Source organism: Herbidospora solisilvae, from assembly GCF_009901565.1.
GTDB lineage: Bacteria > Actinomycetota > Actinomycetes > Streptosporangiales > Streptosporangiaceae > Herbidospora > Herbidospora solisilvae.
In genome coordinates, this window is sequence record NZ_WXEW01000003.1 from 503,958 (window position 1) to 525,159 (window position 21,202).

Consider the following 21,202-nt stretch of genomic DNA (forward strand, 5'->3'; position numbering starts at 1 on the left):
CATGTCCAACGGTGTCAACGTCCAGGCCCTGCTCGACGCCCGTGAGGTGCTGAAGGGTGCGCCCGAGGCCGCCCAGTTCACCTGGCGGGCCAGCTCGAAGTGGCAGCACGGCGTCCACAGCACCACCAAGATCCAGAAGTTCTTCGGCCTCGGCCAGGAGCAGAGCCACAAGTCCGAGTCGGTCTTCGAGGCCGACCACCCCGAGATCTTCGCCGCCGAGGACAACGGCGTCACGCCGATCGAGTACCTGCTCGTCGGCCTGGCCGCCTGCCTCACGGCCGGCGTCGCGTCGGTCGCCCAGAACCGCGGCATCAAGCTCAACTCGGTCGAGTCGGTCGTCGAGGGCAACCACGACATCCGCGGCATCCTCGGCGCCGACAGCGACGTCCGCAACGGCTTCAACGACATCAAGGTGACCTTCACGATCGACGCCGACGCCTCGCAGGCCGACGTCGAGGCACTGGTCGCCCAGTCGCAGAAGCGCTCGGCCGTCTTCGACGCGCTGACCAACCCCACCAACGTCACCGTCGAAGTCGCCTGAGGTCCGTCGTGTACGTCACCACGGCCGTCATCGGGGCAGGTCACGCCGGCCTCGCGGCCAGCCATTTCCTGACCGGCGCCTCGGTCGACCACGTGGTGCTGGAACGCGGCGAGGTCGCCAACTCGTGGCGTCACGAACGGTGGGACTCGCTGCGCCTGCTGACCCCCAACTGGCTGAGCCGCCTTCCCGGCGCGGCCTACGAAGGCCCCGAACCCGACGGCTACGCCGACACGAGCGAGGTCGTCGACCTCCTGGAACGGTCCGCCAAGGACGTCCCGGTCCGCACCGGTGTGAACGTCACATCGGTGCGGCGCTCACCCGAGGGCTACACGCTGACGACGAGCGAGGGTCCCGTCCGGGCCAGAACGGTCGTCATCGCGAGCGGCGCCTGCAACCGTCCCGTCGTGCCGACGTTCGACGTGCCCGCGGGCGTCGAGCAGGTCACCCCGTTCGACTACCGGAACCCCTCCCGGTTGCCGGACGGCGGCGTGCTCGTCGTGGGCGCGTCGGCGACGGGCGTGCAGCTCGCGGCCGAGATCCAGCAGTCGGGCCGCGCGGTCGTGCTCTCCGTCGGGGAGCACGTGCGGCTGCCCCGTGTCTACCGGGGCCGCGACGTGCTCTGGTGGATGCACCACGCGGGGATCTGGGGTCAGCGCTACGACGAGCTCGACGACCTGACCCGGGCGCGACGGTTGCCGTCGCCCCAGCTCGTCGCCGGGTCGACGCTCGACCTCAACACGCTGACCTCGATGGGGGTGGAACTGGTCGGCCGCCTCTCCACCATCCGCGACGGCGCGGCGCTCTTCTCCGGCGGGCTGCGCAACGTGGCGGCGCTGGCCGACCTCAAGCTGAACCGGCTGCTCGACACCTTCGACGAGTGGGCCGGAACCGCTCCGGGGGAACGGCACGAGCCCACTCGCGTACCGGAATCGGCCCGTTGGCGGCTCGATCTGCGGTCAGGGGAGATCGGTTCGATCGTCTGGGCCACCGGCTTCCGTCCGGACTACTCGTGGCTGGACGTGCCGGTCGTCGACGCGAAGGGGGCGCTGGTCCACGACGGGGGTGTGGTCGGTGACGGCCTCTACGCCCTCGGCCTGCCGGTGTTGCGGCGGCGCGGGTCGACCTTCATCTGCGGGATCGAAGACGACGCCCGGGACGTGATCGGGCATCTCGTACGGGGGCTCGGCTGACCTCACGCGGTGCGGGCCGCGAGAGGCGTCTCACTGGTCAGGAGCGGGTGAGCTCCCAGTCGATCGTGACGAGCGTGTGGCCCGACTTGCCGTGCCTGTGGATGCGCAGCGACGTGTCAGGGACGCAGGTGTAGGTGCCCTTACGGGGATCGCCCCAAGGTCCTCGTTGCGGCCGACGGCGACCCGGAGCAGGCCGGAGAAGCCCGATTCGTCACGCACGCCCCGTCCTCTCTTCAGGTGCCGTCACCTGGTAGATGTCGCGAAGCGCGGTGTTATCACCCCTACGCTTGAGTGCATGGAGACACGGCTCGGGTTGGTGCGGCGGGCGCGGAAGATGAACCGGATCCTGGCCGAGACCTATCCCGACGCCCACTGCGAGCTCAACTTCGCCGACGCGTTCCAGTTGCTCGTCGCGACGGTGCTGTCGGCGCAGACGACCGACGTGCGGGTCAACCTGACCACCCCGGCGCTGTTCGCCAAATATCCGACGCCCGAGGACATGGCCGTCGCCGACCCCGACGACATGGAGGCGATCCTGCGGCCGACCGGGTTCTTCCGGGCCAAGACCAAGTCGGTCATCGGCCTGTCGATCGCCATCAGAGACCGGTTCGGCGGCGAGGTGCCGCGGAAGATGGCCGACCTCGTCACCCTGCCCGGGGTCGGGCGCAAGACCGCCAACGTCGTGCTCGGCAACGCGTTCGGGGTGCCGGGGCTGACCGTCGACACCCACTTCCAGCGCCTGGTGAAGCGGTTCGGGTGGATCGAGGGCGAGCTCGACCCGGTCAAGATCGAGCAGGAGATCGGGCAGCTCATCCCGAAGAAGGAGTGGACGGTCTTCTCCCACCGCATCATCTGGCACGGCCGCCGGATCTGCATCGCCCGCAAACCGGCCTGCGGGGCCTGCCCTCTGGCGGCGCTCTGCCCCTCGTACGGCACCGGCCCCACCGACCCCGAGGCCGCCGCCAAGCTGGTGCGTTCGGGACCGTTCTCGTGACGGGAAGCTTCGCGGGGCGCCGGCGGTTGGAGTGTCCATGACCGACGTACCCGCCTGGATCACCGACGCGGCGGAGAAGGCCGGTCGGAGCCCGGTCCCCCTCGCGATGCGCCCGCCCCGGAACGGCGGTCGCAAGGCCGCCGTCCTGCTGCTGTTCGGCGACGGTCCGGCCGGGCCCGACATCCTGCTCATCCAGCGCAGTTCCAAAGGACGCAACCACGCCGGTCAGCCCGCCTTCCCCGGTGGCGGGGTCGACCCCGGCGACGACGGCCCGGTCGGCGCGGCCCTCCGCGAGGCCGCCGAGGAGACCGGGCTCGACCCCGAGGGCGTGAAGGTGCTCGGCGTCATGCCCGAGCTCTACCTGTCGCACAGCGACAACCGCGTCACCCCCGTCATCGGCTGGTGGCACACCCCCTGTGCCGTGCACGCCGCCTCACCCGACGAGGTCGAGTCGGTCGAACGGGTGCCCGTGGCCGAACTCGTCGATCCCGCCAACCGGTTCAGGCTGCGTCACCCGAGCGGGTTCGTCGGCCCCGCGTTCCGCGTGCGCGGCCTGCTGGTCTGGGGCTTCACCGCCGGGGTGCTCGACGGCGTGCTCGCCACCTGCGGCTTCGAGCGGCCGTGGGACCGGTCACGGATCGAGGACCTGCCCCCTGACGTCGTGAACCTCGCCTCCCGTTAGCGCCAGCCCCAGCGTCGCCCAGTCGGCCACGTCGTCGTCGCGGTCGGCCGCCAGGCGGCGCAGCGCCGCGACCCCGGCCGGGTCGGCCGGGCGGCCGACGACGTTCGGGAGGGCGTACGCGGCGCCGTAGCGGACCGTCGCCTCCGGATGGGACGCGAGCTCGATCACCGAGGGCAGCGCCCGCGGGTCGCGCAGATGACCGAAGGCGATGAGCACCGAGTAGAGCACGCGAGGTTCGGTCTCGCTCGCGGCCAGGAAACGCAGCACCGGCAAGGTCTTGTCGGCGAACGGCCGGTCACGTCCGAGTTCTCCGAGAATGTCGACTCCGAGAACTCTCTCCGTGGCCGTCTCGGCGGCGCACAGGCGCCGCGCGGCGGTGAAAGTCTCCAGGTCGCCGCGTTCCTGCAAGGCGGCGATGGCGTCCCAGCGGGTCGGGCCGTCCGGGTCTCCATCGGCCAGTGCGGTCTGGATCAGTTCCTCAACAGGTCCCCCCATGGCGTCACGATATCGAGTGGACTGCGAAGAACCCGTGCACGAGACCGCGCGTGGCTGGATACGGTTAAGGGTGGTGGCCGGGCCCGGTGGCGATAGAGGTGGAATACAGGCGTGCAAGGCGATCTGCTCGACCTCATCCTGATCGGCCTGATTCTGGCCTTCGCGGTGTCGGGGTATCGCCAGGGTTTCATCATCGGCGCGTTCAGCTTCGTGGGTTTCGCCGGAGGCGCGCTGGTCGGGATGTTCATCGCGCCGCCGATCGCCGGAGCACTGGTCAACGGTGAGACCGAGCGTGCGCTGCTCGCCATCGTCATCGTGTTCCTCGCCGCGACGGTCGGCCAGTTCGCCTCCTCGACGATCGGCGCCGTCGTGCGCTCCCACGTCACCTGGGAACCGGCCCGTGTCATCGACGCCTTCGGCGGCTCCCTCGCCAGCGGTCTGTCGGTGCTGGTGTTCGCCTGGCTGATCGGCTCGCTCGTCATCTCGATGAACTTCCCGCTGCCCAAGCAGCAGGTGAACGACTCGCTGCTGCTGAAGACGATGGACCAGGCGATGCCCGAGGCGGCCCGCGACCTGACGCGCGGCTTCCGCGAGTTCGTCGACGCGTCGCCGTGGCCCGAGGTCTTCACCGCGATCGGCGGCGCGCAGTTCGTCGACGTCCCGGCCCCCGACGAGAGCATCATCAACGACCCGCAGCTGGCGCGGGCGCGCCGCGCGATCGTGAAGGTGCAGGGCACCGCGCCGACATGCCGCAAGCGCATCGAGGGCACCGGCTTCGCCTACGCCCCCCACCGCATCATGACCAACGCCCACGTCGTGGCCGGCGTCTCGCAGGACCTGCGGGTGACCGACTACCGGGGCGCCAGCCACGACGCCCGGGTCGTGCTCTACAACCCCGACCGCGACATCGCGGTCCTCTACGTCGAGTCGCTCGACGTCAACCCGCTCAAGTTCGACATGGCCGCCGAGTCGAAAGACGACGCCATCATCGCGGGCTATCCGAAGGGCCACGGCTTCACCATCAAGCCGGCCCGCATCCGCGTGAAGCAGCCCGCCGAGTCCTACGACATCTACAACCGCCACACCGTCGACCGCGAGGTCTACGCGATCCGCGGCGAGGTGCAGCCGGGCAACTCGGGCGGGCCGCTGCTCGCTCCCGACGGGCGGGTCTTCGGGGTCATCTTCGCCGCCGCCACCGACCAGAAGGACACCGGCTACGCGCTGACGGCCGAAGAGGTCCGTACCGACGCCGAAGACGGCAGCGCGGCCATCGCCCGGGTCGATACCCAGGAGTGCGACTAACCGGTCGCGACCGTCGCCTCGATGCCGTCGAGCAGCCAGTTCAGGCCGCGTTCGAAGCTCTCGTCCCAGCCGTCGGTCGCGGTCAGCGGGCCGTGGGCGGCGAGGGCCGGATAGCGGTCGCTCTGCTGTGCCATGTGGTCTCTGGCGGCGTCGCGGGTCTCGGCGTCGGCGTTGACGAGCCAGGTCGCCTGCATGAGCGCCGAGCCGATGACGAAGTTCGACAACCCGAACGCGGCGGCCGTCAGGTGGGGCTCGGTCACTCCGGCGCCGACGAGGGCGGCGTACAGGAAATCGCTTCTGGCCAGCACGTTGGGGCCCAGCATCGGGCGGCCCAGTAGCGCGGCCGACCACGGATGCCGCAGCAGGGTGGCCCGCCAGTCGCCGATCAGGCGGGTGACGCCGGCCCGCCACTCCTGGTCTTCGGGGATCGGGACGGCTGCGAAGATCGCGTCGAGCGCGAGGTCGAGGACGTCGTCTTTGGTCTTCACGTGCCAGTAGAGGGTGGTCGAGCCGGTGCCGAGCCGCTCGGCCAGCCGCCGCATGGTCAGCCGGTCGGCGCCCTCGGCGTCGAGCAGCGCCACGGCCTCGTCGACGATGCGCCGCCTGCTGAGCGGGGGGCCACCCCGTTCCTCTCGGCTGGACGTCCTCAGCCACACCCCACCGGTTCTCGCGTTCACCCGGCCGAGTCTAGTATGACGTTCGAGTACCGGATCGTTGGTCCGGTCACTCGAACAACGATCCGATGGAGGTCGGATGCCGGGACATGTCGACGTCGAACACCTGCGTTACATGCTGCCCGACGGGCGTCCGCTACTCGACGACGTGTCGTTCCGGGTGGGCGACGGCGTGAAGGCCGGCCTGGTCGGGCCGAACGGCGCGGGCAAGACCACCCTGTTGAGGCTCATCTCGGGTGACCTGCGGCCCGACGACGGCCGGGTGACCCAGACCGGCGGGCTCGGCGTCATGCGGCAGTTCGTCGGGAGCATCCGCGACCGGAGCACCGTCCACGACCTGCTGTTGTCGGTCGCGCCGCGGCACGTCAGGGACGCGGCGGCGGCCGTGTCGGCGGCCGAGGCGGCGCTGGCCGCCCGCGACGACGAGGCGAACCAGCTCGGCTACGCGCAGGCCGTCGCCGACTACGCCGACGCCGGCGGTTATGCCATGGAGACCGTCTGGGATGTGTGCGTCACCGCGTCGATGGGCCGGCCCTTCGACGCGGTCCGCGAGCGCCCGGTCACGACGCTGTCGGGCGGGGAGCAGAAACGCCTGGTCCTGGAGGCCCTGCTGCGCGGCCCCGACGAGGTGCTGCTGCTCGACGAGCCCGACAACTACCTCGACGTCGCGGGCAAACAGTGGCTGGAGGGCCGTCTCGCCGCCACCACCAAGACGGTCCTGCTGGTCTCCCACGACCGGCAGCTCCTCGCGAACGTGGCCGACCGCATCGTCACCGTGGAGGACCGCGGCGTCTGGATCCACGGCGGCGGCTTCGCCACCTACGCCGCCGCCCGCGCCGACCGGATCGACCGGCTGGAGGAACGCCGCCGCCGCTGGGACGAGGAGCACGCCAGGCTCCGGCGGCTCGTGCACACCCTGCGGCAGACCTCGGCCAACAACGACGCGCTCTCGTCGGCCTACCGCGCCGCCCGCACCCGGCTCACCCGCTTCGAGCAGGCCGGACCGCCCGAACGGCCGCCGAAGACACAGAACGTGCGCATCCGGCTGCACGGCGGCCGGACCGGGAAACGTGCCGTGACGTGTGAGGACCTGGAGCTGACCGGCCTGACCAGACCGTTCGACACGGAGATCTGGTTCGGCGAGCGGGTGGGCGTGCTCGGCTCCAACGGGTCGGGCAAGTCGTCGTTCCTCCAGGTCATCGAGTCGGCGTACGGCGCGGCGTCCCCGGCGGTCCGGCTCGGGGCGCGGGTGCGGCCCGGCCGTTTCGTCCAGACCCACACGCGGCCCGACCTGCACGGCCGCCGCCCGGTCGACCTGGTCATGACGTCCGGCGCGCTCGTCCTGAACGACGCGATGGCCGCACTGGCCCGCTACGAACTGGCTCCCGCCGCAGGCCAGCTGTTCGAGACCCTGTCGGGCGGGCAGCAGGCGCGACTGCAGATCCTCCTGCTGGAGTTGTCAGGGGCGACGTTGCTGCTGCTCGACGAGCCCACCGACAACCTCGACCTGGCCGGGGCCGAGGCCCTGCAACAGGGGCTGGCGGGCTTCACCGGCACGGTGCTGGCGGTGACGCACGACCGGTGGTTCGCGGCCGACTTCGACCGGTTCCTGGTCTTCGGCGCCGACGGCACCGTCTTCGAGAGCGCCGAACCGGTCTGGTCGTGATCACTCCGACGAGGCCACCACGGCGTCGCCGGTGCGGCTGCGGTAGTAGAGGACGGACCTGCCGGCCCGGCGGCGTTCGATCAGGCCCGCGTCGAGCAGCACCTTCAGATGGCGGCCCACCGAACCGAGCCCCTGGCCCGTCAGCGCGACCAGCTGCGTCGTGCTCTTGGGGGTGTCGAGCAGGACGAGCACGGTCGCGCGGGCGCTGCCCAGCAGACGGCCGAGCGGCCCGGAGACCTCGCGCACCTCGGTGAGCACGCCCGCGGCCGGATAGATGACCGCGTAACGGTGCGGATGCTCCCACGCCACCCATCTGTGCCGGGGCGTGACCGGCACGAACATGAGCCGCGCCGTCGTGATGTCGCGGGGCGGGTTGCTGGTCGTGTTGATCTGCAACCGGCTGTCGCCCAGCCAGCGCATGCCCGGACGCATGTCATTGAGCGCCGCCTCCCAGCCGCCCATGCTCAGGCTGCCGATGCGGCCGATGATGTCGGCTTCGAGGATCCTCCTGCGCCGGTCCCAGGTGGGTTCGACCGCTTCCGTCCACACCCATTCCAGTACGGACGCCGCCCGTTCGGCCAGGTCGGCGCGGCGCAGCGGGCCCGGCAACATCCGGCCGAGGGAGACCTCCAGGTCGGCGTAGACGACGTCGGGCGGGGTGTTCCTGATGGTGGCGACCTCGTCGGCGAAGGTCGGCTCACCTGTGCCGGTGGGCGCCGGGACGAGGAAGTCGGCGACCCACTCGCGTCCGTTCGCGGCGCGCATCAGCAGGTCGTCGAGGGGGTCGGCGGCGAGGCGGGCCTTGAAGCGGTCGGCGTGCCGGTCGAACCAGAGCCGCTCACCCGGATGGGCGGGGTGGGCGCCGCCGAGGGCGAACATGCACGCGGTGGTCTCGGCGAGTGGCGACACCACGAACCTGCTCCCGGCCAGCGTGTCCGCGCCGACCTGCCACCAGCCCATGCCACCCTCTCCCGTGCCGGTCGTTTCGCGTCCTGGCGAAACATTACCGGCTCTGACCTGCGGGGACGGAATGTGTTCTGTATGCGTACATATCGGGAGTTGTTTGCTACCAAGGAGTTCGCGCCGCTGTTCGCGACGTCCACGTTGCAGGTCGTGGCGTCGACGATCGGGAACCTCGCGCTCGGGACGCTCGTGTTCGAGGCGACCGGGTCGCCGCTGCTCTCGGCGCTGGCCATGTTCGGGCCGCTGCTCGCGCAGGTGGTCGGGGCGACGCTGCTGATGTCGGCCGCCGACCGGCTGCCGCCCCGGATGGCGCTCGCGGGGCTGGCCGTGGTCTTCGGGGTCGGCGCGGCCGTGCAGGCGATTCCCGACCTGCCGATCGCGGTGCGGTTCGCCGTGCTCGTCGTGATCGGCGTGGTCGCGTCGGTCGGCGGCGGGGTGCGTTACGGGCTGCTGAACGAGATCCTCACGCGCGACGGGTTCCTGCTCGGCCGCTCGGTGCTCAACATGGCCGTCGGCGGTTCGCAGATCGCCGGGTTCGCGACCGGAGGGCTCCTGGTCGCGCTGTTCACCCCCGTCCAGACGCTGCTGGTCAGCGCCGCGCTGGAGCTCGTCGCCGCCCTGGTCGTGCTGCTCGGGTTGTCGAGACGGCCTCCGCGCGCGTCCGGGCGGCCGTCGGTGGCGCAGACGTGGCAGGACAACTCGCGGCTCTGGGCGTCCCGGCCCCGGCGGTACGTCTTCTTGGCCCTCTGGGTGCCGAACGGGCTGATCGTGGGGTGCGAGTCGTTGTTCGTCTCGTACGACCCCGGCAGCGCCGGCGTCCTGTTCGCGTTCGCCGCCTTCGGCATGCTGATCGGCGACACCCTCGTCGGGCGGTTCGTCCCGGCAGGCTGGCGGGAACGGCTGGGCGGCCCGATGCGCCTGCTCCTGGCCGTCCCCTACCTGGTCTTCTTCACCGACCCGCCGATCGGCGTCGCGGTCGCCGCGGTGACCCTCGCCAGCGTCGGATACGCCGCCAGCCTGCTCCTCCAGGAACGCCTGATGGCCCTCACCCCCGACGAGCTCAGCGGGCACGCCCTCGGGCTGAACGGCTCGGGGATGATGGTCATGCAGGGGGTGGGCGCGGCCGTGGCGGGGTCGGTGGCCCAGTTCAGCGACCCGGCCACGGCGATGACCGTGATGGCCGTGGCGTCGGTCGCGGTCACGCTGGCCCTGGCTCCAGGGCTGCGACCGCGACCGGCGGAGGTCTCCGCCTAGGCCCCCAGCGCGGCCAGCAGGTCGTCGATCGACCGGGCTCGGGCGGCCAGCGCCGCGTCGATCCCGTAGGGCCGGCCTTCGATTGGGGCCAGGCGTCCGGCGCCCCGGTCCAGCAGGGTCTCCGCACCCCGCGTGTTGCCCCGTTGCAGATGGGTCAGGCCGACGCAGATCTGGGCCAGGCCCTGCCACAGTTCCCGCTCCTCCGGCGGGCACGACTTCCAGCGGCCCTCGAAGATCTCGTGGGCGTGGAACGGGCGGCCGAGGCGCAACATCTCGACGCCGTCTTCGACGGCCTGCTGCGCCGTGGGGGCGTAGTCGTCGGGGACGCGGGCCACGCCTTCGGCGCCGTGGGGGAGGGGGCGGCCGAAGGCGTCTCGGGGGCGGGCGTTGCGGGCCCGGCCCTCGGCGTCGCGGTCGCGGGTCATCGGTCGGGCTCGGGGTCGGCCAGCCAGGAGGTCAGTTCACCGGTGAACACGTCGGGACGTTCCTCGTGGGGGAAGTGGCCCGCGCCCTCGATCAGGCGCCAGCGGTAGGGGGCGGCGACGTACTGGCCCGAACCCTGGGCGGTGCGGGGCAGCATGCACGGATCGAGCGCGCCGTGGAGTTGCAGGGTCGGGGCCTCGACCTCGCGGCGCATCTGGCGGGCGTAGCGGCGGCCGTCGGGGCGGAGCTGCGAGCGGGCGAACCAGCGGTGGTATTCCAGGGCGCAGTGGGCCGACGCGGGAATGCGGAACACGTCCTGGTAGACCGGGTTGAGCTCCTCGGAGGGCCAGGCGGGCCCCGCCCACGCGTCGAGCAGCCGGCCGACGCGGGCGGCGTTCTTGCGGGTCAGCCGGTGTTCGGGCCACAGCGGCACCTGGAAGCCGAACGCGTGGCGGCTGGCCCTCAGTTGCCTCGGGTCGGTGAGCAGGGCGGTGCGCAGGCGCAGCGGGTGGGGCGCCGAGACGACCACCAGGCGGCGCACGAACTTGGCGTCGCGGGCGGCCATCGTCCAGCCCATCAAGCCGCCCCAGCCGTGGCCGACGACGATCGCGCCGGTCTCGCCCATGGCCCTGATCAGGCCGGCCGCGTCTCCGGCCAGGGTCGGCAGGTCGTATCCCCGGGGCGGCTTGTCGCTGGCGCCGTACCCCCGGAGATCGACCGCGACGGCCCGGTAGCCGGCGGCCGGCAGGGCCTCGAGCTGGTGCCGCCAGGTCCACCAGAACTGCGGGAAGCCGTGCAGCAGCAGCACGAGCGGGCCTTCACCGGCCTCCACCACGTGGAAGCGGGTGCCCCCGGCGTGGATCCAGCGGTGTTCCCACGGGCCCTCGGCCCGGACCAGCTGGTTCTCCTCCGGGGCCTGTTTCATGACGCGATCGTGGCGCGGTGGGCGCCCACCTCGCCCGCGGTGGTGGTGGGTGTGGTGGGCACCGGCTCGAGGTGCGGTGTCTCGTCGGTGGACTTGAGGTTCTGGAGCGAGCGGCGGGTGCGCTTGAACCCGGCCAGCCCCTGCAGCCTGCGGTAGCCGACGAAGCCGAGGATCCCGGCCGTCACCAGGTAGAACACGGTGACGATCAGGAACGACAACCAGGTCGACAGGCCGACGGCGTCGTGCAGGACGTAGGCGATCGTGAAGGAGGCCAGGATCAGGACCAGGTGGAGCGTGAACGCGGCGGCGGCGAACAGGCCGGTCGCCATGCCCACCCGCTTCGCGTCGAACTTGAGCTCGCTCTTGGCGAGTTCGATCTCGGCTCTGACCAGCGTCGAAATATGGGTGCTCGCCTCGGCGACCAGAGCGCCGAGCGATTCGTCCTCGCGCATCAGGGATCTCCTATTCTGCGGACTGTCAACTATCATCTCGTGCCCTCGTCCGTACGCGGCTCCTGAGCACCGCCGTGGTGATCCCGGTGCCGCCCGGGTAGGCCCGGTCGCCGATGAGCAGTGAGACGGTGCAGCCGATCGCGGCGAGGACCGGCACGGCCGCGATGTCGCGCCAGACCAGATCTGGGCTGATCCGGGCGAAACCCGGTCGTACCGAGAGCCACGCACCGCCGAACACACCGACGAACTTCCCGACGACGAGCCCGAGAAGCACGCCGAGAGTGATTCTGTCGGTGAAAACGCCTCCGAGGGCGCTCAAATCGAGCGGAACCCCGGCGGCGAGGAAGGCGAAAACCGGCACCGCGAACGCGATGTCGGTCGCCGTCGGAATCGCCCACCCCCGTGTGGCGTTCGGCACCCCTCAGCTCACCCCCAGATCAGCGCCGGCACCGCCATCCCGGCCACTGCGCGCGGGACGGCTCCCCGTGGACCAGCTCCTCCTTCAGCTCCACACCGGCGACGAAGAAGAAAGATCGCCGGCAGCCCATTCGTCCACCGTGGCGACCAGCAGGATCACGCCGATCGTCTGGGTCCGCAGAGCCTCGGCGGCCCGCACCACGGCGCGACTGCTACCCCTCGGGTGATCGGGGAAGCACCTGGACGATTCCCCCAGAAATCGCCGACCAGACTTCCCGGCACACCTTCGGCCCACTTTACCCAGCGCCGAACGATCACAGCCGGGGCGGGCCGTCACCTGTGGACGACCGCCCCGGCTGTGGATGTCGGATCAGTCCTCGCTCTTGGCGGTGGGAAGCTTCTCCGAGATCAGGTTCATGACCGAGCTGTCGGTGAGGGTGGTCACGTCGCCCAGCGACCGGTTCTCGGCCACGTCGCGCAGGAGGCGGCGCATGATCTTGCCCGAGCGGGTCTTCGGCAGCTCCGGCACGACCATGATCTGGCGCGGCTTGGCGATCGGGCCCAGCACCTTGGCGACGTGCTGACGCAGCTCGGCGGCGATGTCCCCGCTCTCCTCGGCGCTCCCGCGCAGGATCACGAACGACACGATGGCCTGGCCGGTCACCGGGTCGGTCGCGCCCACGACGGCCGCCTCGGCCACCTTCGGGTGGCTGACCAGGGCGCTCTCGACCTCGGTGGTCGAGATGTTGTGGCCCGAGACCAGCATGACGTCGTCGACGCGGCCCAGCAGCCACAGGTCGCCGTCGTCGTCGCGCTTGGCGCCGTCACCGGGGAAGTAGAACCCGTCGAACCGCGACCAGTAGGTGTCCTTGTAGCGCTCGGGGTCGCCCCAGATGCCGCGCAGCATCGACGGCCACGGCTCCCTCACGACCAGGAAACCGCCGCCGCCGTTCGGCACCGACTTGCCCTGGTCGTCGACCACGTCGGCGACGATGCCCGGCAGCGGCTGCATGGCCGCGCCCGGCTTGCCGGCGGTGACGCCGGGCAGCGGGCTGATCATGATCGCGCCGGTCTCGGTCTGCCACCAGGTGTCGACCACCGGGGTGCGGTTCGCGCCGATGTGCTCGCGGTACCAGACGTAGGCCTCCGGGTTGATCGGCTCGCCGACCGAGCCCAGCACCCGCAGCGACGACATGTCGAACTTGGCGGGGATGTCGTCGCCCCACTTCATGAACGTCCTGATGGCCGTCGGCGCCGTGTAGAGGATGGTGACCTTGTACTTCTGCACGATCTCCCAGAACCGGCCGCGGTGCGGGGTGTCGGGGGTGCCTTCGTAGATCACGCTGGTCGCGCCGTTGGCCAGGGGGCCGTAGACGATGTAGCTGTGGCCGGTCACCCAGCCGATGTCGGCGGTGCACCAGTAGATGTCGGTGTCGGGCTTGAGGTCGAAGACCGCGTGGTGGGTCCAGGCGGTCTGGGTGAGGTAGCCGCCCGTGGTGTGCAGGATGCCCTTCGGCTTACCGGTGGTGCCGCTCGTGTAGAGGATGTAGAGCGGGTCCTCGGCGTCGTGCGGCTCGGGGGTGTGCTGGTCGCTCTGGCGCTCGACCACGTCGTGCCACCAGACGTCCTTGTCGGTGACGGCGACGTCCTGGCCGGTCCGGCGGACGACGAGCACCTTCTCGATCTGCGGGCACTGCGCGACGGCCTCGTCCACGGTGGGCTTGAGCGCGCTGGGCGCCCCCCGCCGGAAGCCGCCGTCGGCGGTGATCACCAATTTGGCGTCGGCGTCGTCGATGCGGCTCTTCAGCGCCGAGGCGGAGAACCCGCCGAACACGACCGAGTGGATCGCGCCGATGCGCGCGCAGGCCAGCAGCGAGACGGGCAACTCGGGGATCATCGGCATGTAGATCGCCACCCGGTCGCCCTTGCCGACACCGAGCTCGGTCAGCGCGTTGGCCGCCTTGCTGACCTCTTTCTGCAGGTCGGCATAGGTGATGACACGGCTGTCGCCCTCGGGCTCGCCCTCCCAGTAGAAGGCCACCTTGTCGCCGTTCCCGGCCTCGACGTGCCGGTCGACGCAGTTGTAGGCGATGTTCAGCTTGCCGCCGACGAACCACTTCGCGAACGGCGCCTCCCACTCAAGCGTGGTGTGCCAGCGCTCCGCCCAGGTCAGCCGGTCGGCGGCGGCCTCCCAGAAGGCCAGCCGGTCGGCCGAGGCCTCCGTGTAGGCGCTCGCCGTGACGTTCGCCGCCGCCGCGAGCTCCGCGGGCGGCTCGAACCGGCGGTTCTCCTGCAACAGGTTCGACAGCGTTTCCTGGGACTCCGTCACCGCGAACTCCTTACCCGAAATTCCTATGGCCTTACTTCTTCGTATCGTGCCGTATCGGGTGTTAATGACACGTGACTGGGCCCAGGGGAGTCAAACCTCACTTCGTCCAGCGGTGTCAGCTCGTCGTTGAACGGTCTTCGGCGGCTGGGGGTGGGTTTACCGGGGCTTTGGTGGTCTCTCGTGACGGCGTGGACCGGGAGCGGGGGCCGGCGCCGGATGCGGCGCAGGGCGGGGGGCGGCGGGCGGGGCCGGCCGGGCGGAGCCGTAACGGAAGGGCTCTTCGGTTGTCGATAGGGTCGGGCGGATGAGTGATCCGCTGGTCGTGGTGGCCGAGCTGCCCGGTGTGCCCGAGGCCGTCACGGAGGCCCGGGAGGCCGTCGACGTTCTCTATCGGCATCGCATCCTGCGCAGACGGCAGCCTGAAGTGTCGGCCGAGTCCGCGTTGCGCGGCGCGCGCGCCTCCGCCGCGCTGGAGGGCGCCGACGTTCCGCTGGGCACGCTGCGGGCCGGTGAGGCCGGCGATCCGGTGGCGCAGGGGGCGCTGCGGGTCTCCGCCGAGCTGGGCCGTCTCGGGCCGCTGTGGCGGTCGGCGCCGCCGCAGGTGCTGGCCCGGCTCCACACGCTCGCGGCCGCGGGGCTGCTCGCCGATCCGGGGCGTCCGCGTACGGCTGCCACGGCGGCCGACCCTCTGGGGATCGGCCCGGCTCCGGTGGACGTCTCCGCGCGCATGGCCGCTCTGGCCGGGCTGACCTCGACGAAGGCGCCCGCGCTGGTGCTGGGTGCGATCGTGCACGCCGAGATCGTGGCGCTGCGGCCGTTCGGCGTGGCCGACGGTCTGGTGGCGCGGGCGGCGGAGCGGCTCAGCCTGGTCGAACACGGCCTCGACCCCAAGTCGCTCGTGGCGGTGGAGGTGGGGCACCGGGAGTCGGTGGGGGCGTACCCGGAGGCCCTGAAGGCCTATCTGACCGGCACGTCCGAGGGTGTCGCAACGTGGGTGATCCACTGCGCGCGGGCAGTGGTCCTGGGCGTCAGGGAGACCACGGCCATTTGTGAAGCGCTGTCGCGTTAATCAATTGCGGACACAAGCGGACGGCGTCCCTGGAATGGGACGCCGTCGCCAGTACGTCGAGCCGGGTTACCAAGCGTGCACCTAATTTGTCGAAACGGGACAAGCCCGCAACGACACGCCTCCCGCGGCTGGTCGCACGTGGGTGCCCGACGGCCGTACCCGGACACTCGGTCCGTACGCCCTTTGTACGTCGGAACTGCGCACTTGGGAACCCCTCCGAGCAAGACCTTTACCGAGCCCGGAATCCGCCGATTCCGGCTTCTGGTGTGGTTTGTGACCATGTGGGGCAATGGATCGATACATCACGTCCCCTCCTGACAGTGATCACTGACCGTGACCATACGGCCGCATTCCCCCTGCTTGCGCGAAGCCCAAAAAAACTGCCGCAAATTGCAGATTGCTGCTCGACGAAACTCGGGCGGATCGGGCAGCATACGGTGTTATCTCCCAGTGTGGGAGTGACTGTGCACAGGGCACCTTTGCAAGTCCCTTGCCATGCCCTGGCCCACTGATGAAAGCTTTCATCACACGGGACCGGCTCTACCCCCCCGGAGCCGGACCGATCGGCGACCCCCGCTCTCCCCCCCGGCGGGGGTCGCCCCCTTTTTCCACAGGGCGATCCTTATCCACAGATCCCGGTACGGGCGTTCGTGATCTTCGGCAGGTCGGCACCGTGAGGCTTCCGTCCCACGACCGAGGAGCCTCCGCCCATGCACCGCCCGCTGGCCGTCACCGCCGACCGCGACCTGCTCGACGACCTGCTGCGGGTGGCCGCGGCCGCCGGAGTCGAGCTCGACGTCGCCCACGAGGCCGCCCAGGCGCGCCCCCGGTGGCGGACCGCGCCGCTGGTCGTCATAGGGGCTGACCTGGCCGACGCCCTCGCGGCCACCGGCCCGCCGCCTCGGCAGGGCGTGCTGCTGGTGACGTCCGACCCGGCCGACCCGTCGATGTGGCGGCGCTGCGTGGCCGTCGGGGCGTCGGCCGTCCTGGAACTGCCCGACGCCGAACGGCTGCTCGTCGACGAGTTCGCCGAGGCCGCCGAACCCTCCTCCCGCGCCGGGGCGGTGGTGTGCGTGGCCGGCGGCCGCGGCGGCGTCGGCGCCACGGTGCTGGCGGCCTCGCTGGCCCTGACGGCGGCCCGATCGGGCTCCCGAACCCTGCTCGTCGACGCCGACCCGCTCGGCGGCGGCATCGACGTGGTGCTCGGACAGGAGGAGGCGACCGGCGCCCGATGGCCCGACATCGTCGGCCGGGAGGGCCGGGTGAGCTACGCGGCCCTCCAGGGGGCACTGCCGACCTTCGGCGAGTTGACTGTCCTGTCATGGCACCGGGGTGAACCGATGCGCATCCCCCGCGAGGCGATGCGCGCGGTGCTGGAGGCGGCGCGGCGAGGCTGCGATCTCGTGGTGGTCGATCTGCCACGGTTCGTCGACGCCGGTGCCGAGGAGGCGCTTTCGCGGTCCGGCGTGGCTTTGCTGGTGGTTTCCGCTGATGTTCGAGGGGTGCTCGCCGCCGGTCAGGCACTGGCCGGGGTGCGGGAACAGGCCGGTGACGTACGGGCGGTCGTGCGCGCCGGGAGCCTGGAGCCCGGCGTGGTGGCCCAGTCGCTGGGGGTGCCGCTGGCGGGGGTCGTGCCGGAGCAGCGGGGCCTGGCCGAGGCGCTCGACCGCGGCGACGCCCCGCCGCTGAAGCGCACGCCGCTTGGGCGCTTCTGCGGGGAACTGCTGGCCGGGTTGTCGGTGTCGTGAGCGCGGTGTCGGCGGACCTGCTGGAGGCGGTCCGCGTCCGGCTCGCCCGCGACGGCCTCGACCCGTCACCCGCCCAGGTGGCCGCGGCCCTGCGGGCCGAACGGGCGGTGCTCGGCGACGCCGAGGTCCTGGCCGTCGCCCGGCTGCTCCGCGCCGAACTGATCGGAGCCGGGCCGCTCGAAGGCCTGCTCGCCGAATCCGGGGTGACCGACGTGCTGGTCAACGGTCCGCGGGAGGTGTGGGTCGACGACGGGGGCGGGTTGCGGAAGACGTCCGTCACCTTCCGCTCCGACGACGACGTGCGACGTCTGGCGCAACGGCTGGCGGCCGCCGCCGGGCGACGCCTCGACGACGCCTGCCCGTATGTCGACGCACGGCTGGCCGGCGGGGTGCGGCTGCACGCGGTCCTGCCGCCGGTCTCGGCGGAGGGGACGTGTTTGTCGTTGCGCTTGCCGCCCCGGCACACCTACGGGCTCGACGACCTGGTGACCGGTGTGGGGGCGCAGGTGCTGCGGTCGGTGATGCGGGCCCGGCTGGCATTCGTCGTGTCGGGCGGGACGGGGACCGGGAAGACGACCTTGTTGTCGGCGCTGTTGTCGCTGGCCGATCCGGGGGAGCGGCTGCTGCTGGTCGAAGATTCGGCCGAGCTGCGGCCTGCGCATCCCCACGTGGTGCGGCTGGAGACGCGGCCCCCGAACCTCGAAGGAGTCGGCGGGGTGACGCTGCGAGACCTGGTGCGGCAGGCGTTGCGGATGCGGCCTGACCGGGTGGTCGTCGGGGAGGTTCGCGGGGCCGAGGTGGTCGAGCGCAACCGCCACAAAACACCTACACTCAGACGATGGAAGTCCGTAGTGCCGCGATCTATTGCAGATTGAGCTACGCCCCTGATGGTTCCCTGGAAAAGGTCGAACGCCAAGAGGCCGACTGTCGGGCTACAGCGCAACGGCTGAACTGGCCGATCTCCGAGAGACACATCTACCACGACAACTCCCGCTCGGCCTGGCAGCGGAATCGCAAGCGTCCCGGCTGGGACAGTCTCCTCGCGGCGATCGAGGCGGGCGAAGTTGATGGGGTTGTGGTCTATCACGGCGATCGGCTGATCCGTCAGCCCTTCGACCTTGAGGTGCTGCTGCGGCTCGCTGACGACAAGCATCTGCCCCTGGCATCGGTGTCCGGGACACGCGACCTCCACAACGAGGACGACCGATACATCCTGCGCATCGAGGCTGCCGGCTTCTGCCGCGAGTCGGCCAGTACCTCTCGGCGAGTCAAGCGGGGGTGGGCCGCTCGCGCACGGGACGGCCGGGAGGCAGGCGGGGGCAAGCGGCCCTTCGGATACGGCGTTCCCACGAACCGTGTGGGCCGTACAGGGCGTCCGATCTACGACGTCACCCGCCAGAACCCTGAGGAGGCAGCGGTCCTCCAGGAGGCCGTCAGGCGCCTTCTAGCAGGCGAACCCCAGGGGTCTGTACTCGCGTGGATGAACACGGTCTCGACCACCTCACAGGGGCAGCGGTGGAGCGGCAAGGCCCTCACGAACCTGCTTAAGTCTCCGCGCATTGCGGGCTTTGTCGCCCACCAGGGTGAGCTCATCAAGGCCGTATGGGACCCGATCATCAGCGAGGAGGACTGGCGGAGCATTGGATTCCTGATGGGGCAGCGCGCGGAGGCGTTCGGCTACCACGGCCGCGAGCGGCGCTATCTCCTGACGGGCATCGCGACATGCGTGTCATGCGGGGGGACGCTAGTGACCAAGCCGTCGGGCGGCCGCAACCGCAAAACGTCTCGGCTGTACCACTGCCCAAGAACGCGGGACTGTTCCGGCCGGGTATCGAGGAATGTTGACCATCTTGATCGGTATGTGACGGGTCGAGTCCTCCACCGGCTTGCTGATCCCGACCTGCTTGCCGAGGTCATCAGGCCCGATCCCGAAGTTGTGGCGGACCTGGCGAAACTGGAAGCCCGCCGGGCCCAACTCAAGGCGGCCTTCACCAAACTGGCCGATCATCCCGACCTGGACCCGCTGGTGCTTGCGGATCAGCTCACGGCCGTCGGGAAGCAGATCGAGACCAAGCGGCAGCGTCATGCAGCCGGCGAGCGGGAGCGGCTGCTCACTCGGATGGCGGGGATCACGCTGGAGCAGTGGGAGGCCACGCCCATCGAGGTGCGGGCCGCGACGGTGAGGGCGCTGTTCCGAATTGTCGTGCTGCCGGCCACATGGAGGGGGCCGGGGTTTGATCCGGCGAGTGTGGACATGCAGCCGATCTGACCTGCAGGAACGCGACAAGCTGGTTCAGGGGCGGGTCTCCACGGCCAACTGTTGAGCCAGGCCGGCGAGCGATGCGGCTTCGAGCGTCTTGGCCGAGGACACAGCGGTCCATCCGTTGTCGTCCTTGCGGATCTCCCAGAGGGGATACATCCCCGAAAGGATCTCAAGCAGGCGCGGTTCTCCAGTGAGTCCGGCTGATCGCAGGTGGCGGTATCCGGTCACCACGGCTGACCAAATATGGCAGTGACTTCCACACACAACACTGCGCTATTCCGCGCTCCTGCGTGCTGTTCCGTGCCTTGGTTTAGGGCGGTGTGGATCTCTACCTTCCTCTCGTGATCTTTAGCGAGGGGGAGCCTGAGCTGTGGCCGGTTGACAGGGACGCGGAACAGCCGTTGTGGGAACAGGTGTACGACATCCTGCGGGAGCGTATCGAGGCCGGCGACTTCCCTCAGGGGCGGGCGATCCCCAGCATCAACAAGTTGCTCGGGCGGGTCGACGTAGCGGAGGCGACGCTTCAGAAGGCCTTGACCCAACTGAAGAAGGAAGGTTTCCTTCGAGGTCGGCAGGGACGTGGAATTTTTGTACGACCTCATCAGGAGTGGAATCCTCCCCCTCCGCCAGATGGGACGGCGTGATGAACATGTGACTCCTCGCGCACTCCCCGTGGGGTCATACTCGGATGGTCCAACATCACGGCGCAATACCAATTGCGGATTGCGCGGTGGAAAAGCGCGGTCCATAGTCCTGATTGCGGAGGTTTCTCCCGACTCGGCGAGGGAGCGGGCATGACGTCCCCCACGATCCAACGTCGTCTCTTTGCGCAGGCGATCAAGAAATACCGCACGGCAGCCCAGCTCACGCCCCGGGAAGCGTCGGTCAGGGCGAAGAAGTATGCCAACTGGGTGTATGAGATTGAGCGCGGCGAGTCAAAGCAATTGCGACGACCGGAAGTCGAGCGACTGCTCAAGGCCTGCGGCGTGGAGTCGGCATCCGAGCGCCAAAGACTGTGGGAGCTCGTCGACTCGGCCCGGGAACCCGGCTGGTGGCAGGAATACGACATGGTCCTCCCGGACCTGGAGGCCGGCGCGCAGAGAATCCTGGCATACGAGCCGCTTTGCGTACCGGGGCTGCTCCAAACTCCGGAATATGCGCGTGCGGTGCTCATTGCTGCTGGGCATGATGCCTGTGAGATTGAGCGGCGGGTGACGGCCCGTATGCGCCGGCAGCAGATTCTGACGCGGTCTGATTCGCCCGTTCGGCTGGACGCCGTGCTGGACGAATCGGTGATCTCCAAGGTTGTGGGGTCCCCCGAGGTGATGCGTGCTCAAGTGCGGCATCTCGTGGAGTTGGCGCACGCCCCGACGGTCAGCGTGCGTATCGTCGCTGGCGCTCATGCGGCGATGGTCGGCGGATTCGGCCTGCTGGAATTCGACGGCGTTGGCCCTCTGGTCTACCTGGAGACCCCAGTCGGAAAAGGGATCGTGGTCGAGGACGGGGTTCCTCAATACAAAGCTCTGCATGACCGGCTCACCGACGAGGCGAGGTCAACGGCCGAGTCGGTCGTGCGGATGGCGGCGAGGGTCGACGCCTTGAGGCACCAAGGAGCGCAACATGAGGATCCGCAGGAGCTACCGCACGAGCTCGTACTCGGGCGGCGGTGAACAGTGCGTCGAAGTTGAGGACCTGGAAGACGGCAGTCGGCGAGTACGTCACAGCAAGCATCGGAAACGGCGTCCGCTGGAGTTCACCGAGGCGGAATGGAACGCCTTCATCAAGGGCGTGAAGGATGGAGAGTTCGACTGACCA

Annotated in this window: 21 protein-coding genes and 2 pseudogenes; 14 read left to right on the forward strand and 9 right to left on the reverse strand. The window is 70.1% G+C overall.

Features of this window, described 5'->3' with window-relative positions; genetic code table 11:
* Position 1 precedes the first annotated feature (1 nt).
* The 4 genes and pseudogenes from GT755_RS12025 (at position 2) to GT755_RS12040 (ending at position 3,407) form a co-directional block, all read left to right on the forward strand.
* Positions 2 to 541: an OsmC family protein gene (locus GT755_RS12025; protein WP_235966482.1), complete on the forward strand. Its 540-nt coding sequence runs from the start codon at positions 2 to 4 to the stop codon at positions 539 to 541.
* A pseudogene (locus GT755_RS12030) lies at positions 430 to 1,731 on the forward strand (NAD(P)-binding domain-containing protein); the annotation flags it as partial. The gene GT755_RS12025 and the pseudogene GT755_RS12030, both read left to right, overlap by 112 nt.
* A gap of 295 nt (positions 1,732 to 2,026) precedes the next feature.
* On the forward strand, positions 2,027 to 2,725 hold the full coding sequence (gene nth, locus GT755_RS12035) for an endonuclease III (protein ID WP_161479790.1): 699 nt from the start codon (positions 2,027 to 2,029) through the stop codon (positions 2,723 to 2,725).
* A gap of 37 nt (positions 2,726 to 2,762) precedes the next feature.
* A complete protein-coding gene (locus GT755_RS12040) occupies positions 2,763 to 3,407 on the forward strand; it encodes an NUDIX hydrolase (protein WP_161479791.1) in 645 nt (214 codons plus the stop codon).
* On the opposite strand, the gene GT755_RS12045 is transcribed toward GT755_RS12040, so the two are convergent.
* Positions 3,357 to 3,902 carry a HEAT repeat domain-containing protein gene (locus GT755_RS12045; protein ID WP_161479792.1) on the reverse strand — a complete coding sequence of 182 codons (546 nt, stop codon included), beginning with the start codon at positions 3,900 to 3,902 and terminating at the stop codon, positions 3,357 to 3,359. The genes GT755_RS12040 and GT755_RS12045 overlap by 51 nt on opposite strands.
* 111 nt (positions 3,903 to 4,013) lie before the next feature.
* On the opposite strand from GT755_RS12045, the gene GT755_RS12050 reads away from it, so the two are divergent.
* Positions 4,014 to 5,204, forward strand: coding sequence for a MarP family serine protease (locus GT755_RS12050; protein WP_285586010.1), 1,191 nt, complete (start codon positions 4,014 to 4,016; stop codon positions 5,202 to 5,204).
* Here GT755_RS12050 and GT755_RS12055 read toward each other — a convergent pair.
* Positions 5,201 to 5,881 carry a TetR/AcrR family transcriptional regulator gene (locus GT755_RS12055; RefSeq protein ID WP_328794312.1) on the reverse strand — a complete coding sequence of 227 codons (681 nt, stop codon included), beginning with the start codon at positions 5,879 to 5,881 and terminating at the stop codon, positions 5,201 to 5,203. The two genes, GT755_RS12050 and GT755_RS12055, sit on opposite strands and share 4 nt — an antisense overlap.
* Positions 5,882 to 5,957: 76 nt before the next feature.
* Here GT755_RS12055 and GT755_RS12060 point away from each other — a divergent pair, with 76 nt between their 5' ends.
* Positions 5,958 to 7,544, forward strand: coding sequence for an ATP-binding cassette domain-containing protein (locus tag GT755_RS12060; RefSeq protein WP_161479793.1), 1,587 nt, complete (start codon positions 5,958 to 5,960; stop codon positions 7,542 to 7,544).
* On the opposite strand, the gene GT755_RS12065 is transcribed toward GT755_RS12060, so the two are convergent.
* On the reverse strand, positions 7,545 to 8,504 hold the full coding sequence (locus GT755_RS12065; protein WP_161479794.1) for an ArsR/SmtB family transcription factor: 960 nt from the start codon (positions 8,502 to 8,504) through the stop codon (positions 7,545 to 7,547).
* Between the two features lie 81 nt (positions 8,505 to 8,585).
* Between GT755_RS12065 and GT755_RS12070 the strand changes: the two genes are divergently transcribed.
* Positions 8,586 to 9,761: an MFS transporter gene (locus GT755_RS12070; protein ID WP_161479795.1), complete on the forward strand. Its 1,176-nt coding sequence runs from the start codon at positions 8,586 to 8,588 to the stop codon at positions 9,759 to 9,761.
* Here the strand turns inward: GT755_RS12070 and GT755_RS12075 are convergent.
* From GT755_RS12075 to acs, 5 genes are all read right to left on the reverse strand, one after another.
* Positions 9,758 to 10,186 (reverse strand): DUF309 domain-containing protein, encoded by a 429-nt coding sequence (locus GT755_RS12075; RefSeq protein WP_161479796.1) that lies wholly within the window; start codon positions 10,184 to 10,186, stop codon positions 9,758 to 9,760. The genes GT755_RS12070 and GT755_RS12075 overlap by 4 nt on opposite strands.
* Complete coding sequence (locus tag GT755_RS12080; RefSeq protein ID WP_161479797.1) at positions 10,183 to 11,109, reverse strand: alpha/beta fold hydrolase; 927 nt, start codon at positions 11,107 to 11,109, stop codon at positions 10,183 to 10,185. The genes GT755_RS12075 and GT755_RS12080 overlap by 4 nt, the downstream gene beginning before the upstream one ends.
* On the reverse strand, positions 11,106 to 11,561 hold the full coding sequence (locus tag GT755_RS12085) for a phage holin family protein (RefSeq protein ID WP_161479798.1): 456 nt from the start codon (positions 11,559 to 11,561) through the stop codon (positions 11,106 to 11,108). Before GT755_RS12085 ends, GT755_RS12080 begins: the two co-directional genes overlap by 4 nt.
* Before the next feature lie 25 nt (positions 11,562 to 11,586).
* Positions 11,587 to 11,979, reverse strand: a complete 393-nt coding sequence (locus GT755_RS12090; RefSeq protein ID WP_161479799.1) for a Na+/H+ antiporter NhaA — start codon at positions 11,977 to 11,979, stop codon at positions 11,587 to 11,589.
* Between the two features lie 369 nt (positions 11,980 to 12,348).
* Positions 12,349 to 14,307: an acetate--CoA ligase gene (acs, locus tag GT755_RS12095; protein ID WP_161479800.1), complete on the reverse strand. Its 1,959-nt coding sequence runs from the start codon at positions 14,305 to 14,307 to the stop codon at positions 12,349 to 12,351.
* 304 nt (positions 14,308 to 14,611) lie between these two features.
* Between acs and GT755_RS12100 the strand changes: the two genes are divergently transcribed.
* The 4 genes and pseudogenes from GT755_RS12100 (at position 14,612) to GT755_RS12115 (ending at position 19,393) form a co-directional block, all read left to right on the forward strand.
* Positions 14,612 to 15,376, forward strand: a complete 765-nt coding sequence (locus GT755_RS12100; protein ID WP_161479801.1) for a Fic family protein — start codon at positions 14,612 to 14,614, stop codon at positions 15,374 to 15,376.
* A 710-nt stretch (positions 15,377 to 16,086) separates the two neighbouring features.
* Complete coding sequence (gene ssd / locus GT755_RS12105) at positions 16,087 to 17,124, forward strand: septum site-determining protein Ssd (protein WP_161479802.1); 1,038 nt, start codon at positions 16,087 to 16,089, stop codon at positions 17,122 to 17,124.
* Between the two features lie 5 nt (positions 17,125 to 17,129).
* Positions 17,130 to 17,930 (forward strand): annotated as a pseudogene (locus GT755_RS12110) (ATPase, T2SS/T4P/T4SS family); the annotation flags it as partial.
* A 32-nt stretch (positions 17,931 to 17,962) separates the two neighbouring features.
* Positions 17,963 to 19,393, forward strand: a complete 1,431-nt coding sequence (locus GT755_RS12115) for a recombinase family protein (RefSeq protein WP_161479803.1) — start codon at positions 17,963 to 17,965, stop codon at positions 19,391 to 19,393.
* A 24-nt stretch (positions 19,394 to 19,417) separates the two neighbouring features.
* Here GT755_RS12115 and GT755_RS40525 read toward each other — a convergent pair whose 3' ends face one another.
* Positions 19,418 to 19,543: a hypothetical protein gene (locus GT755_RS40525; RefSeq protein ID WP_268903217.1), complete on the reverse strand. Its 126-nt coding sequence runs from the start codon at positions 19,541 to 19,543 to the stop codon at positions 19,418 to 19,420.
* A 185-nt stretch (positions 19,544 to 19,728) separates the two neighbouring features.
* On the opposite strand from GT755_RS40525, the gene GT755_RS12120 reads away from it, so the two are divergent.
* From GT755_RS12120 to GT755_RS12130, 3 genes are all read left to right on the forward strand, one after another.
* Positions 19,729 to 20,031, forward strand: coding sequence for a GntR family transcriptional regulator (locus GT755_RS12120; RefSeq protein WP_161479804.1), 303 nt, complete (start codon positions 19,729 to 19,731; stop codon positions 20,029 to 20,031).
* Between the two features lie 150 nt (positions 20,032 to 20,181).
* Entirely contained in the window at positions 20,182 to 21,057 is an 876-nt protein-coding gene (locus GT755_RS12125; protein WP_161479805.1) for a helix-turn-helix domain-containing protein, read from the forward strand.
* A complete protein-coding gene (locus GT755_RS12130; RefSeq protein ID WP_161479806.1) occupies positions 21,008 to 21,199 on the forward strand; it encodes a DUF397 domain-containing protein in 192 nt (63 codons plus the stop codon). Before GT755_RS12125 ends, GT755_RS12130 begins: the two co-directional genes overlap by 50 nt.
* The last annotated feature ends 3 nt before the right edge of the window (positions 21,200 to 21,202 follow it).

What these genes read in the sequence shown, in the direction of transcription:
- nth (WP_161479790.1), top strand. Translation starts at nt 2,027, where the DNA reads ATGGAGACACGGCTCGGGTTGGTGCGGCGGGCGCGGAAGATGAACCGG.
- GT755_RS12065 (WP_161479794.1), bottom strand. Translation starts at nt 8,504, where the DNA reads ATGGGCTGGTGGCAGGTCGGCGCGGACACGCTGGCCGGGAGCAGGTTC.
- GT755_RS40525 (WP_268903217.1), bottom strand. Translation starts at nt 19,543, where the DNA reads ATGTATCCCCTCTGGGAGATCCGCAAGGACGACAACGGATGGACCGCT.
- GT755_RS12025 (WP_235966482.1), top strand. Translation starts at nt 2, where the DNA reads ATGTCCAACGGTGTCAACGTCCAGGCCCTGCTCGACGCCCGTGAGGTG.
- GT755_RS12040 (WP_161479791.1), top strand. Translation starts at nt 2,763, where the DNA reads ATGACCGACGTACCCGCCTGGATCACCGACGCGGCGGAGAAGGCCGGT.
- GT755_RS12115 (WP_161479803.1), top strand. Translation starts at nt 17,963, where the DNA reads ATGGAAGTCCGTAGTGCCGCGATCTATTGCAGATTGAGCTACGCCCCT.
- GT755_RS12125 (WP_161479805.1), top strand. Translation starts at nt 20,182, where the DNA reads ATGACGTCCCCCACGATCCAACGTCGTCTCTTTGCGCAGGCGATCAAG.
- GT755_RS12085 (WP_161479798.1), bottom strand. Translation starts at nt 11,561, where the DNA reads ATGCGCGAGGACGAATCGCTCGGCGCTCTGGTCGCCGAGGCGAGCACC.
- GT755_RS12070 (WP_161479795.1), top strand. Translation starts at nt 8,586, where the DNA reads ATGCGTACATATCGGGAGTTGTTTGCTACCAAGGAGTTCGCGCCGCTG.
- GT755_RS12045 (WP_161479792.1), bottom strand. Translation starts at nt 3,902, where the DNA reads ATGGGGGGACCTGTTGAGGAACTGATCCAGACCGCACTGGCCGATGGA.
- GT755_RS12075 (WP_161479796.1), bottom strand. Translation starts at nt 10,186, where the DNA reads ATGACCCGCGACCGCGACGCCGAGGGCCGGGCCCGCAACGCCCGCCCC.
- GT755_RS12130 (WP_161479806.1), top strand. Translation starts at nt 21,008, where the DNA reads ATGAGGATCCGCAGGAGCTACCGCACGAGCTCGTACTCGGGCGGCGGT.
- GT755_RS12060 (WP_161479793.1), top strand. Translation starts at nt 5,958, where the DNA reads ATGCCGGGACATGTCGACGTCGAACACCTGCGTTACATGCTGCCCGAC.
- GT755_RS12080 (WP_161479797.1), bottom strand. Translation starts at nt 11,109, where the DNA reads ATGAAACAGGCCCCGGAGGAGAACCAGCTGGTCCGGGCCGAGGGCCCG.
- ssd (WP_161479802.1), top strand. Translation starts at nt 16,087, where the DNA reads ATGCACCGCCCGCTGGCCGTCACCGCCGACCGCGACCTGCTCGACGAC.
- GT755_RS12100 (WP_161479801.1), top strand. Translation starts at nt 14,612, where the DNA reads ATGAGTGATCCGCTGGTCGTGGTGGCCGAGCTGCCCGGTGTGCCCGAG.